The sequence below is a fragment of the Haloleucobacter albus genome (genome assembly GCF_052492075.1).
On sequence record NZ_JBQWAS010000017.1, the window covers coordinates 32,496 to 44,223 of the forward strand.

13 protein-coding genes are annotated in these 11,728 nt (G+C 61.6%); 5 read left to right on the forward strand and 8 right to left on the reverse strand.

Annotation, left to right across the window (positions count from 1 at the left end):
• Nucleotides 1-77: 77 nt before the first annotated feature.
• The 5 genes from ACT6QH_RS02570 to ACT6QH_RS02590 form a co-directional block, all read right to left on the reverse strand.
• Nucleotides 78-482, reverse strand: coding sequence for a DUF4870 family protein (locus tag ACT6QH_RS02570; RefSeq protein WP_444973246.1), 405 nt, complete (start codon nucleotides 480-482; stop codon nucleotides 78-80).
• A gap of 133 nt (nucleotides 483-615) precedes the next feature.
• Nucleotides 616-1,107 (reverse strand): MarR family winged helix-turn-helix transcriptional regulator, encoded by a 492-nt coding sequence (locus ACT6QH_RS02575; protein ID WP_444973247.1) that lies wholly within the window; start codon nucleotides 1,105-1,107, stop codon nucleotides 616-618.
• Between the two features lie 160 nt (nucleotides 1,108-1,267).
• Complete coding sequence (locus tag ACT6QH_RS02580) at nucleotides 1,268-2,455, reverse strand: site-specific DNA-methyltransferase (protein WP_444973248.1); 1,188 nt, start codon at nucleotides 2,453-2,455, stop codon at nucleotides 1,268-1,270.
• A gap of 127 nt (nucleotides 2,456-2,582) precedes the next feature.
• Complete coding sequence (locus ACT6QH_RS02585; RefSeq protein ID WP_444973249.1) at nucleotides 2,583-3,329, reverse strand: SGNH/GDSL hydrolase family protein; 747 nt, start codon at nucleotides 3,327-3,329, stop codon at nucleotides 2,583-2,585.
• A complete protein-coding gene (locus ACT6QH_RS02590; RefSeq protein ID WP_444973250.1) occupies nucleotides 3,326-4,516 on the reverse strand; it encodes an OpgC family protein in 1,191 nt (396 codons plus the stop codon). Before ACT6QH_RS02590 ends, ACT6QH_RS02585 begins: the two co-directional genes overlap by 4 nt.
• Before the next feature lie 452 nt (nucleotides 4,517-4,968).
• Here ACT6QH_RS02590 and ACT6QH_RS02595 point away from each other — a divergent pair, with 452 nt between their 5' ends.
• Entirely contained in the window at nucleotides 4,969-6,024 is a 1,056-nt protein-coding gene (locus ACT6QH_RS02595) for a LacI family DNA-binding transcriptional regulator (protein WP_444973251.1), read from the forward strand.
• Nucleotides 6,015-6,854 carry a TrmH family RNA methyltransferase gene (locus tag ACT6QH_RS02600; RefSeq protein WP_444973252.1) on the forward strand — a complete coding sequence of 280 codons (840 nt, stop codon included), beginning with the start codon at nucleotides 6,015-6,017 and terminating at the stop codon, nucleotides 6,852-6,854. The genes ACT6QH_RS02595 and ACT6QH_RS02600 overlap by 10 nt, the downstream gene beginning before the upstream one ends.
• A gap of 87 nt (nucleotides 6,855-6,941) precedes the next feature.
• Here the strand turns inward: ACT6QH_RS02600 and ACT6QH_RS02605 are convergent, their stop codons facing one another.
• A complete protein-coding gene (locus ACT6QH_RS02605; RefSeq protein ID WP_444973253.1) occupies nucleotides 6,942-7,661 on the reverse strand; it encodes an MgtC/SapB family protein in 720 nt (239 codons plus the stop codon).
• Nucleotides 7,662-7,862: 201 nt separating this feature from the next.
• Between ACT6QH_RS02605 and ACT6QH_RS02610 the strand changes: the two genes are divergently transcribed.
• Together ACT6QH_RS02610 and leuC are read left to right on the forward strand one after the other, a co-directional pair.
• Nucleotides 7,863-8,048: a hypothetical protein gene (locus ACT6QH_RS02610; RefSeq protein ID WP_444973254.1), complete on the forward strand. Its 186-nt coding sequence runs from the start codon at nucleotides 7,863-7,865 to the stop codon at nucleotides 8,046-8,048.
• Between the two features lie 83 nt (nucleotides 8,049-8,131).
• Complete coding sequence (gene leuC / locus ACT6QH_RS02615; RefSeq protein ID WP_444973255.1) at nucleotides 8,132-9,559, forward strand: 3-isopropylmalate dehydratase large subunit; 1,428 nt, start codon at nucleotides 8,132-8,134, stop codon at nucleotides 9,557-9,559.
• Between the two features lie 141 nt (nucleotides 9,560-9,700).
• Here the strand turns inward: leuC and ACT6QH_RS02620 are convergent, their stop codons facing one another.
• Nucleotides 9,701-9,823, reverse strand: a complete 123-nt coding sequence (locus tag ACT6QH_RS02620) for a hypothetical protein (protein ID WP_444973256.1) — start codon at nucleotides 9,821-9,823, stop codon at nucleotides 9,701-9,703.
• A gap of 130 nt (nucleotides 9,824-9,953) precedes the next feature.
• On the opposite strand from ACT6QH_RS02620, the gene ACT6QH_RS02625 reads away from it, so the two are divergent.
• Complete coding sequence (locus ACT6QH_RS02625) at nucleotides 9,954-10,367, forward strand: metallopeptidase family protein (RefSeq protein ID WP_444973257.1); 414 nt, start codon at nucleotides 9,954-9,956, stop codon at nucleotides 10,365-10,367.
• Between the two features lie 51 nt (nucleotides 10,368-10,418).
• On the opposite strand, the gene rnd is transcribed toward ACT6QH_RS02625, so the two are convergent.
• Nucleotides 10,419-11,582: a ribonuclease D gene (gene rnd, locus ACT6QH_RS02630; RefSeq protein WP_444973258.1), complete on the reverse strand. Its 1,164-nt coding sequence runs from the start codon at nucleotides 11,580-11,582 to the stop codon at nucleotides 10,419-10,421.
• Nucleotides 11,583-11,728: the final 146 nt, after the last annotated feature.

Below are 11,728 nucleotides of genomic sequence, written 5' to 3' on the forward strand. Positions count from 1 at the left end.
TGCACGAGCGGCCTGCGCCGGGCCGTGAGGGCGTAGTTTTTAGAAAACGCGCGGGCCCGTAAGTACTGGAGCTGGCTTCAATAGGCCAGAATGCCCCAGTATTTCGTGCCGCGAACAGGCTGACCGTCATTCGCCAGAAGGAAGCCGGAGATCACACGGATCAGGCCCCAGATGACGAGGAAAAGCAGCACCAGAACGCCAACAAACACTGTGGTGAGAATGGCGCCGGCAAAGGCCAGCGCCAGGCTGATCCAGAAAGTGCGGATCTGGAAGCGCAGATGGGTATCCAGAACCGGGTCCTTGCCGCGGGACATATAAGCGTAGATGACCCCGACAAGGCTGGTAAGCCCGACGAAGAAGCCCAGGGCATACAGGCCATAAACAATCTTCGCCGGCATGAGGGCATTTGAACCGCCGGAAGAGGGCGCGATGCGGCCCGGGTCCAGAATGTCATTGTTTGGGGAATGCTGTGTGTCGGCCATAATTTTCCTGCGCATGTCGTATGGGCATGTGGTCACGCATTTAGGAGAAGCCCAGGGCGTTCGTCCAGTAGGCTGTCTCCGGTGTCATGCTTCAGGGAAGAAGCTGCCCGCGCACAAGCTGCGCTGGAGGAACTCAGATGTCGTCATCCTCGTCACCGGCGTCGGCATCATCCTCGTCGCCTTCATCGGTGCCCAGGCGGGCGGCGAGGTTCTTTTCCACCTTGCGCAGCAGCTTGCGCAGGCGCTTGCGCTCCTTGCCATCCAGCCCGGCGGTGATTTCCTCTTCCATCAGCTCCCAGATGTCATCAATGGAGCCAGCGCGTTCACGGCCCTGATCTGTGAGATAGACACGCACGATACGGCCATCCCCATCACTGGTGCGACGTTCCACCAGCCCCTGGGTGGTGAGGCGCGCCACGGTTTTGGAAGCGGTTGGGGGGCGCACGCGCAAGGCTGCGGCCAGATCACCCATGGTGCGGCCATCCTGATCGGAGAGCAGCTTGAGAACCGTTTCCTGTCCGGGAAACAGGCCCAGATCCGCCAGCAGGCGCGCCGAAAAGGCCCGTTGCAGACGGGCCGTATGGTTGAGCCGGTAGCTGATGGTTTTCGTGAACGGATCTTTCATCGTGTCCCTCATGTCCCGGCAGTTCTTCGGGGAACTGTTCCGGCCCCAACCATGACAGACAGGCATCAACCTGCCGCCGCGCGGAGTATCCACGCGCCGGCTTACATTTTTGCGAAGCTAAGAAGACAGTCCAACGGCAAATGAGGTTTTGGGCCTCAATTCAGCCGCCGGCAAGGCCGAGCTCGGCCCGCAGGCGGGCGCGCAGCTCATCAATGGGGTGGCGACGGCCTTCCTGCTCCACATGCCAGAAGGTCCAGCCATTACAGGCCTGTGCGCCCTGCGCCATCGCACCCATACGGTGGATAGAGCCTACTTTCTGCACGCCGGCGGCGGGTTCTTCATGTGCCAGGGCAATGGTGCCATCGGCCCGCACCACGGCGCGGAAACGGCCCTTGGCGTCGGTGAGTTCCGCACCCGGCTCCACAAGGCCGCGCTCAACCAGTGCGGAAAAGGCGACACGCGGGGCTTCGCGGGCGCTGGGCGGGGCGACAAGCGCCTCTTCCGGCAGCGGTTCTACAGCATCAATACGGGCGCGGGCCGCTTGCGCATAGCTCTCTTCGCGCTCAATGCCAATGAAGTTGCGGCGCAGGCGCTTGGCCACGGCCCCGGTGGTGCCGGAACCAAAGAAGGGATCTAGAATGACATCGCCCGGCTTGGAGGCGGAAAGCATCACCCGCGCCAGCAGCGCTTCCGGTTTCTGGGTGGGGTGCACCTTGCGGCCCTGTTCATCCTTCAGCCGTTCATGGCCGGTGCACAGGGGAATGAGCCAGTCCGAACGAACCTGCACATCCTCATTGCCGCCCTTCAGGGTTTCATAATTGAAGGTGTAGCCCTTCGCATTCTCATCCCGCGCGGCCCAGATGAGGGTTTCATGCGCATTGGTGAAGCGCCGGCCGCGGAAATTCGGCATGGGGTTGGATTTGCGCCAGATGATGTCATTCAGGATCCAGAAGCCCAGATCCTGCAACAGCGCGCCCACGCGGAAGATATTATGATAGGAGCCGATCACGAAAATGGTGGCGGTCGGCTTCATCACCCGGCGCACGGCCAGCAGCCAGGCGCGAGTGAAGGCATCATAGGCCTGGAAACTTTCGAACTGGTCCCAGGAGTCGTTCACCGCATCCACACGGCTTTCATCCGGGCGCTTCAGTTCGCCGCCAAGCTGGAGATTGTAGGGCGGATCGGCAAACACCAGATCGACACTCTCTGCCGGCAGTGAGGCGAGATGCGCAATGCTGTCGCCGACAAATACCGAGTTCACCGGCAAGGAGGCGGGCGCGACAGCTTCCGCAATGATGTTGTTCTTGCGAGGCGCACGAACCGCCGCCCCCTTGACCAAGCTCCGCATGTCGCAACCCTAAGCAACGCTGACTGACGAAGGGCAATGTGCAGCCCCAGCAGTTAATCGGTGGTGAAGGCATGCGGGAAAAGCTGAGGGAATCCCGACAGATGGCGCGGCCCTTGGGAAGAAGGCTTCAGCGTGTTGCTGCACGCACAATAGCCTCGGCCATCAGCTCTGTCATGCAGTGGGGGCGTGCGGGTGCAGGAGATGGCAATGCAGAAGGGGATGTGGTTGGTGTGGCCGCAGTCCGTTTCGAGAGCAGATAATGGGTGGCGTCATACTGGTTGACCACATTCATGCGCTCACGTCTGGAAATGGCGTCGATCCATGCGGAAATCCGTCGATAGAGCCGTTCATGCGCGACATTGGGCACAAAAGGGGGATCAACCAGAACCAGATCCACATCCCGCCGTTCGATCCAGTCTGCGGCATGTCCGAGGGTCTGGCTGAAGGAGTCGAGATCCGTGGAGGCCAGCGCATCGCCTGTGCCCAGTTGCCAGATCACGAGGTCCGGGTCCGTCTCATCAATGGCAGTGCGGATCTGGGCGAAGTCATCTTCTGCGTCGCCGGGCTGGGGATATTCCTCAATGATGGTGAAGCGCACATCCGGCAGGCGGTGGGCCAGTTCGCTGTTGAGCGTTTTTGCTTCGGGACCATCCTGAAAGGCGCGGATGCGCAAAATGCGCACAGGCTGTGAGTGATCGACCAACCGGCTGATGCGCGTCAGCCGGGCATCAAAGACCAGCAGGGCATCCGGTACGTGGCAGGCGCGGGACATATCAGCCATGGCGGGGGAAGGCCCGGCAGCCAGCAACAGGCTGAAGACGGCGGGCAGTGCGCGCGCCATAAATGCAGCAGATATGGCGCGCGATCGGTTCATGAAGCCAAGGGCTCCTGCCGGGTGATATTCTGCCCAACCGGCCGGCTGGCTGCGGCTATCTGCGGCGCAAGCGCATGGCCGCGCTGCCATTCCAACGTCCAGGCCACCAGCCACTGAATGAAGAAACCGGCGCCAATAATGAACAGATCGAAGGATAGCGCACCTTCAAAAACGGGCCGCATTGCCTGTGCGCCAAGGCTGAGAATGGTGCCCACGCAGAAAACCGGCAGGGAATGGCGCCCCATGACGATGAGTGGGCGGGCCATCCGGCTCTGACGAAACAGATTTTCCAGGGGCAGGCGAGAGACACAATAAACCAGCGCCAGAATGTGCAGCAGGCGCGGCAAATCAAGATTGGTCTTGTCGAAGCCCAGAGCGAAAGTGGGCAGGGGCCACAGCTCCAGAGCATAGGGAAAGCCAGCCCACACCCAGCCCAGGCAGGCCAGCAGATAGAGTGGGGCAAGAATGTCCAGCAGCCGGTTCGCCACCAGCATTCGCCCGGAATCAATGGCCGCGCCAATGGCCAGTCCGCAGGCAAACAGAAATTGCCAGGTGAAGGGGTTGAAGAACCAGCGCCCGTTATTGGGCCACACCGGCAGGGCGAGGCCCGCCAGTTGTGCCACAACATAAAACGCGAAAGATACGCCCAGCCCCAGCGCAATGCTGCGCCGCATCAGCGCGATCAGCGCCGGAGCCATCAGCAGCACCCCCACATAGAGCGGCAGAATGTTGAGATAGGCTGGCTGGAAGGTCAGCAATACAATGCCCACCAGCCCTTCCAGCGGCGTGTTGAGCAGAAGATCGAGATGGTACTGGTTCAGAATGCGGAAATCACCGCTCCAGATGGCGAAGCCGCCAATGGTGGCGATAGCCACCAGCACCAGCGCCAGATGCGCCGCATACAGGTTGAAGGCCCGCAGCCACACGCGGATGGCGACACCCAGCCGCGAGCCGGGGCCATATTTGCGCAGATAGGCGAAGGCGGCGGAAACGCCAGCCAGCAGTACGAACAGTTCCGCTGCATCTGAAACACCGAAATTGCGGAAGGTGTAATGGCCCAGAAACAGCCCCGGCACATGATTGATGAAGATGGTTAGAAGCGCGAAACCGCGCCAGAAATCCACGCTCACCAATCGCCCGGCTTGCCGGGGCGGGTGTAGGGCGGGGGAATGTGCGTTCGGGTGCAAGATGATCTGCTCTCCGTCCTTCGGCGCAGGGCCGCAATGCACATGATGGTGTCTCCCCCCGTGGGAGGCAAATACGCATCTGGCACAGGCGGAAGTTCATCAGGCCGGATTTCGGCGCAATTGCGTCCGGGCGCGTGAACGCACAGTCTTTGTTGCATCATCGCCAGCATGCAGAACGAAGCATGCCCTGCCGCATGATTTTGGAGGGATGGAAAAGCAGCACAATCTTGACGCGAATCGATCCAGCGGGGAGAGAGTACCCTATCGCGTTTCGATTGTTCGCACTCGAATGGTTCGAGACCTGTGCGGGACGAGTCTGCAAGGGGTGAGCCTGCACGGGGTAGGGAAGCGTGAGGTCAGGGAAAGGGCCGCGCCGAGGTCAGGGCCGGAAATATCGTTATTCTTTGCAGGCGATATTTCCTTCCAAGTCGCGGGTCCTTGCAAGGAACAGCATGGACGAGATTCCAAACCGCTCGAGAGGCCGCGTGACTCTCCAGCAACTGGCGCATGAACTGGACCTGTCCACCGCGACAGTCTCTCTCGCATTGCGTGACAGTTCGGTTGTCGCCGCCGCCACCCGTGACAGGGTGCAGGAGGTTGCACGCGCCAGAGGCTATGTGGCCAATCGCAGCGCCGCCGCCTTGCGCACGGCCCGCACCAATATCATGGGGGTGGGGCTGCACGATATTTTCCATCCCGCATCGCTCGAACTTCTGGCTGCGGTGGAAGAGCGCCTCGCCCTTGCAGGCAAGAGCGTACTTCTCGGCGTGAGCCGGGAGAGTGTGGCGCATCAGTCGCGCGCATTGTGTACTCTGGTTGAGTATCGCCCGGATGCGCTCATTCTGTCTCCGGCTGCATCCTGCACGCGGGAGGATCTGGAGCAGATTGCGGTCACGGGTGTGCCGGTGGTGCAGGCCATGCGTGAAGTGGATGGCGGCAGTTTCGATTTTGCAGGTTGTAACGATCATGCCGGCATGATGCTGGCCATCAGGCATCTGCTGGGGCTGGGGCATCGGCGCATCGCCATGATTGGCGGGGGCATGGCCGTATCCACGAGCCGCCGTCGGCGTGCCGGCTATATTGATGGACTGAAGGCGGCCGGGCTTTCGGTTCTTCCCGAACTGGTGGTGGATGGCAACGGGCAGCGCGATTTCGGGTGTGAGGGCATGGCCCGGCTTTTGGCACTGGAGGAGCCGCCAACGGCTGCGGTCTGCTGTGATGACATGCTGGCCTCCGGCGCTCTTCTGGAATTGCGTGCCGCAGGCTTGACGGCGGGGCAGGATTTCTCCCTCATCGGCTTTGATAATGTGGGGGATGTGGGGATATGCTATCCACCTCTCACGACAATAGATGCCCGTATTGCCGAATATGCCCGCATCGCCGCCGAGTTCGCACTGGCACGGCTGGAAACGCCGGAGCGTCCGGTCCAGCGGGTGGAGCTTTCCCCAAGCCTCGTGGTGCGTTCCACTGCGGGGCCAGTTGTGCCCGTAAGGCGAAGATGCCCCTGATTCTCCCCGTCAATGATGCCGAAGATCCGCGTATTGCCGAATATCGCCATGTGCGGGAGCGAGATCTCGTGGGCCGGCAGGGGCGCTTCATGGCCGAGGGGGAGGTGGTGTTGCGCCTGCTCGCCACCCGGCTGAAGCGCGCGGCCGAGGAGGGGGGGGCGGATGAGACCGAGGCCGGTCATCGTCTTCTCTCCCTGCTGCTTTCGCGGGCGCAGGTGAACCGGCTGGCAGATGTGCTGGACATGCTGCCGGAGGATCTGCCCATTTATGTGGCCGGGCAGGTGGTGATGGATGCTGTGGTGGGTTTCCCCATTCATCGCGGTATTCTGGCCTTGGGTGAAGCTGGCGCATTGCAGCCCCCGGAAAAGTTGCTGTCCGGGCTGGGGCCGAAAGCGCTGGTGGTTGGCGTGGTGGGCATTTCCAATCACGATAATATGGGTGGCATATTCCGCAACGCCGCAGCTTTTGGCGCGGATGCCATATTGCTGGATTCCACCTGTTGCGATCCGCTTTATCGCAAGGCCATCCGGGTTTCGGTGGGGGCCAGCCTGGTGGTGCCTTATACGCGGGTCGATAATGCCGCCCATATGGTGGAGCGCATGGAGCAGGCCGGGCTTGAAGTTGTGGCGCTGTCTCCGGCAGGGCGGGAGCGGCTGGCGGAGATGGAGCGGCCACGCCGCGTGGCTGCCCTGTTCGGGGCTGAAGGGCCGGGTCTGCCGCGCGAGGTGCTGGCCCGCACGCGCACCGTGTCCATTCCCATGGCGCCGCGCTTCGACAGCCTCAATGTGGCGACCACCAGCGGCATCGTGCTGCACCATCTGGCCAGCTAGTTCTGTAGATGTGCAGCGCCCTACGGCGGCGCACGGCCGGGATGCCCGGCCGGATACGCCTGTGATGGCCGCAGGGCGCTTTATGGCTCAGTCCTGCGTGCTGCTTTCCCATGTCACATAGGTCACGCCCGGCTGGCGCTTCAGCTTGTTGACCACCTCATCCAACTCATCGGGGTCCACAGAGGTGCTGACAAGACGGGCCACGAGCGCACAGCCCTCTTCAGAATAGGAACGATCTTCCGTGACATCGCTGACGGGATAATCCGCAGCTTCCAGAGCTTCGATCAGGGCGTTACGGGTCTGCTCCACCAGGCGGCCATCGCAGGTCAGACGCAATTCATAGCTGACTTCAGAATAGCGCTCATTCAGCGGAATGCGGTCAATGGCGGCGGCCAGAGGGCGCAGCAGCGTGTTGCCGGCAATGATGATGAAGGTGAGCAGCAGCGCTTCCGCAATCATGTCCGTACCGGTGCAGGAGCCAACCGCTGCCGAGCACCACAATGTGGCTGCGGTGTTGAGGCCGCGTACATTCAGCCCCTCCTTCATGATGACGCCTGCGCCGAGAAAGCCGACGCCGGTAATGATATTGGCCACCACACGCATGGCATCGGAGGGAAAACCGATCCGCGTGGCCAGATCTGCAAAGGCGGCCGAACCCACGGCAACCAGCACATTGGTGCGCAGGCCCGCCGTGCGCTGCCGATATTGTCTTTCCGCGCCAATCAGCGTGCCCAGAATGAAAGCTGCGCCAAGGCTGATAACCGTATCGAGAAACTGCATGAGGCTGAAGGTCGCGATGAACTGCATCGGGCTGTGTCTTTCGTGGCCGCCGGGAAATATCGGCGGGCCAGTTTCGTGATTGTCGCTGTGGCTGGCTTGCAGACAGGCAGGCCAGCGCCATATGTGGAACACGCCCCTTTAGCCGGCATTTCATCACAGGCATATGTCACCGAACTGCTGCATGTGCATGCGGATTGCCGGAACAGGCTGGAACTGGTAAAAAACAATATGTTTCGTTCGTACTCGCCCCTTTCGCGCGCTGTGCCGCGCCTTGGTGCGATGGTGCATCGCGCCGTCGGGCCTTTTTTTGCGCGTACGACCATGGAATTTGCGGCCGTGCCGGACCATGTGCGTCTGCCGGGTCGTTTCTTCGGCCGCTTCACCACCACCGCATCCGCCGTGGCGGGGGCCTGAGGCCCATTTCCCTTCTTTTTGAATAAACGGGCAGCGCCATGGCTGCGCCCGTGCGTACACAAGAACGATCCCGAGGACACACCATGACCGAATCCGCCAGCGGCCCCCGCACCCTGTATGACAAGATCTTCGACGAGCATGTTGTCGCGCGTCAGGAAGATGGCACCTGCCTGCTCTATATCGACCGCCATCTGGTGCATGAGGTGACCAGCCCCCAGGCATTCGAGGGACTGCGCATGACTGGTCGTCAGGTGCGTGCGCCGCAGAAGACGCTGGCCGTGGTGGATCACAACGTGCCCACCACTGATCGCACCCAGCCGAACCCGGACCCGGAAAGCGTCGCGCAGATTGCCGCGCTGGCCGAGAACACCAAGGAATTCGGCATCGAATATTATGATGGCTTCGACAAGCGCCAGGGCGTGGTGCATGTGGTGGGGCCGGAACAGGGCTTCACCCTGCCGGGCACGACAATCGTGTGCGGCGACAGCCACACCTCCACCCATGGCGCGTTTGGCGCACTGGCGCACGGCATCGGCACGTCCGAGGTGGAGCATGTGCTCGCCACCCAGACGCTGATCCAGAAAAAAGCCAAGAACATGCGCGTCACCGTCAACGGCAAGCTGCCGGAAGGCGTGAGCGCAAAGGATGTGGCGCTGTCTATCATCGGCACGATCGGCACCGCCGGTGGCACAGGCTTTGTGATCGAATATGCCGGTGACGTGATCCGCGACCTCTCCATGGAAGGCCGCATGACGGTGTGCAACATGTCCATCGAGGGCGGTGCGCGCGCCGGCCTGGTGGCACCGGACGAGAAGGCGTTCGCTTATCTCATGAACCGCCCCAAGGCCCCCAAGGGTGCCGAATGGGATGCGGCGGTGGAATATTGGAAGACCCTGCACAGCGATGAAGGCGCGCATTTCGATGCCGAGGTGGTGCTGGATGGCGCCGCCCTGCCGCCCATCGTCTCCTGGGGCACCAGCCCGGAAGATGTGATCTCCGTGGAAGGCGTGGTGCCCGATCCGGACAAGATCGTGGACGATGTGAAGCGGGCCGCCAAGAAGCGCGCTCTGGCCTATATGGGGCTGACCACCGGAACGAAGATCACCGACATCAATATTGATCGGGTCTTCATCGGCTCCTGCACCAATGGCCGTATTGAGGATCTGCGTGCGGCGGCGGCCATTGCCGCAGGCCACAAGGTGAACCCGAATGTGTCCGCCATGGTGGTGCCGGGCTCCGGTCTGGTGAAGGAACAGGCCGAGGCTGAAGGTCTGGACAAGATCTTCGTCGCGGCGGGTTTTGAGTGGCGTGAGCCGGGCTGCTCCATGTGCCTGGCCATGAATGCCGACCGTCTGGCCCCTGAGGAGCGTTGCGCCTCCACCTCGAACCGTAATTTCGAGGGTCGTCAGGGCTTCAAGGGGCGCACGCATCTGGTGTCGCCGAGCATGGCGGCGGCGGCAGCCATTGCCGGCCACTTCGTGGATGTGCGCGATTTCCCCAAGGCGGGCTGAGGTCGCAGACTGAAGGACGGATGAAAAATGATCCGCCCGGATTTCTCCATCTGAAGATGACAAGGCCCGGCGGGTTTTCGCCGGGCCTTGTTTTTTGTCCTCCACGCCGGGGCTGCTTATGTGGGGCTTCAAGCGTGCGCGTCAGAACAGTGGCAGAAGGGCTGCGGAAAGACTGCTTGCATCCGCCCCATCATGCGGGGCGAGAATTGCCGCCACTGCGATAATGGCCACCAGCGAGCCGGTGACCCAGAGCTTGCGAGCCATGGTCACTCTCCTTCAATGTGTCTTGAAGGGAAAACGTGGCCGGCCGTTAAGGGTTCCTTAATAGATGAGCTTGCTCCATCACGCCCGCGTGAGGACCTGCCCTCAAAACCTGTGCAACAGGGAGGACACAATGGCCGTCATGGCGTGGGAAAATTGTTTCGCACCGGAGATCGCGGATCTGGAGGCTCTGGCGCGCCGCGCTTTTGAAAACCTGCCCGGCGCTTTTCGCGCCTTGTGTGGTGATATGCTCATTCAGGTCGAGGATTTCCCCACGGATGAGGTGCTCACCTCACTGGGGCTGGAAAACCCGTTTGATCTTCTGGGGCTGTTTCAGGGCATTGGCCTGGCGCAGGGCGGTGGGCTGGGGCAGACCGGGCAGATGCCCAATATGGTGTTTCTCTATCGTCGGCCCATTCTGGATTATTGGGCGGAACATGAAGAAACCCTTGGCGCGGTGGTGAGCCATGTGCTGATCCATGAGATCGGTCACCATTTCGGCTTGTCGGATGATGATATGGAAGGGCTGGAACGCGAAGCGGACTGAGCCCGCCTCACGTTGCGCAAGATGTGTCGTCACACGGTGTCTGACGCGGCTTCAGCCTTCGTCTTCCGGGCGGCTCATGGTGACGACATGGCCCTTCTGCACGGCGAGCGCCAGGCGCCCGGCCTTGAGCGCCAGCGCCTTTTCGCCGAATAACTCACGCCGCCAACCGCTCAGGGCCGGCACGTCGGCGTTGTCATCCACGGCGATGCGTTCCAGATCATCCGTTGTGGCGATGACCTTGGCCGCGACGTCATGTTCCTCGGCCGTCATGCGCAGCAGAACCTTCAGTAGCTCCATGGTAGCGCTGGCACCATTGGGCAAAGGTTTGCCGCGCACGATGCGGGGCAGGTTTTTGGTGTCACGGGCAAGGCCTCGCTTTACCGCCTCCAGAACAGCCTCGCCATAGCGTGAGCGCTCGAACCCCTTGGGCAGAGAACGCAGCTCGGCCAGCTTTTCCGGTGTTTGTGGCTGCTGGGTGGCGATTTCCCCCACCACATCATCCTTGATGATGCGGCCGCGCGGCAGATCCCGGCTTTGCGCCTCCTGCTCGCGCCAGGCGGCAACCTCCATCAGCACCGCCAGATCACGCGGTTTACGGGCGCGGGATTTCAGCCGTTCCCATGCCTTTTCCGGGTGCTGCTCATAGGTGGCGGGAGAGGTGAGAACATGCATCTCCTCACCTACCCATTCCGCCCGGTTGCGGTTTTCAAGATCCGCGGTGAGACGGGTGTAGATATCCCGCAGATGGGTGACATCCGCCAGCGCGTAGCTGAGCTGCGCCTTGCTGAGCGGCCGGCGCGACCAATCCGTGAAGCGGGAGGATTTGTCGATGCTTTCCCCGCATACGCGCTGCACGAGCTGATCGTAAGAGATGCTGTCGCCATAACCCAGCGCCATGGCTGCGACCTGGGTATCAAACACCGGGTGGGGAATGAGATGGGCCTGATGCCAGATGATCTCGATATCCTGTCGCCCGGCATGGAACACCTTCATCACCCGCTCATTGCCCATCAGCTTGTAGAAGGGGGCAAGGTCCAGCCCTTCGGCCAGCGCGTCGATCAGGAAGGCGTCTTCGGGCGAAGCCACCTGCACAAGGCACAGCTTGGGCCAGAAGGTGGTTTCCCGCAGGAATTCCGTATCAACGGTAATGAAGGGGTGGCGGGCCAGGCGCTCACAGGCGGTGGCGAGTGCATCTGTTGTGGTGATCGGGTCCATGCGGTGACCATATTGCTGCCGGGCGTCCGGCGGAAGCGATTATTAGGCGGGGCAGATGTGCGGTTTCACAACCCTGCGTATTCTTTCCTGGAGGGCTGTGAGGGGGGCGAGTATCTCTTGGTGAATGCTGAATTGAGGATCATCTC

Bases quoted from the DNA above. Each gene is read 5' to 3' on its own strand.
- ACT6QH_RS02570 (WP_444973246.1), bottom strand. From the start codon at position 482: ATGGCCGACACACAGCATTCCCCAAACAATGACATTCTGGACCCGGGC.
- ACT6QH_RS02575 (WP_444973247.1), bottom strand. From the start codon at position 1,107: ATGAAAGATCCGTTCACGAAAACCATCAGCTACCGGCTCAACCATACG.
- ACT6QH_RS02580 (WP_444973248.1), bottom strand. From the start codon at position 2,455: ATGCGGAGCTTGGTCAAGGGGGCGGCGGTTCGTGCGCCTCGCAAGAAC.
- ACT6QH_RS02585 (WP_444973249.1), bottom strand. From the start codon at position 3,329: ATGAACCGATCGCGCGCCATATCTGCTGCATTTATGGCGCGCGCACTG.
- ACT6QH_RS02595 (WP_444973251.1), top strand. From the start codon at position 4,969: ATGGACGAGATTCCAAACCGCTCGAGAGGCCGCGTGACTCTCCAGCAA.
- ACT6QH_RS02600 (WP_444973252.1), top strand. From the start codon at position 6,015: ATGCCCCTGATTCTCCCCGTCAATGATGCCGAAGATCCGCGTATTGCC.
- ACT6QH_RS02605 (WP_444973253.1), bottom strand. From the start codon at position 7,661: ATGCAGTTCATCGCGACCTTCAGCCTCATGCAGTTTCTCGATACGGTT.
- ACT6QH_RS02610 (WP_444973254.1), top strand. From the start codon at position 7,863: ATGTTTCGTTCGTACTCGCCCCTTTCGCGCGCTGTGCCGCGCCTTGGT.
- leuC (WP_444973255.1), top strand. From the start codon at position 8,132: ATGACCGAATCCGCCAGCGGCCCCCGCACCCTGTATGACAAGATCTTC.
- ACT6QH_RS02620 (WP_444973256.1), bottom strand. From the start codon at position 9,823: ATGGCTCGCAAGCTCTGGGTCACCGGCTCGCTGGTGGCCATTATCGCA.
- ACT6QH_RS02625 (WP_444973257.1), top strand. From the start codon at position 9,954: ATGGCCGTCATGGCGTGGGAAAATTGTTTCGCACCGGAGATCGCGGAT.
- rnd (WP_444973258.1), bottom strand. From the start codon at position 11,582: ATGGACCCGATCACCACAACAGATGCACTCGCCACCGCCTGTGAGCGC.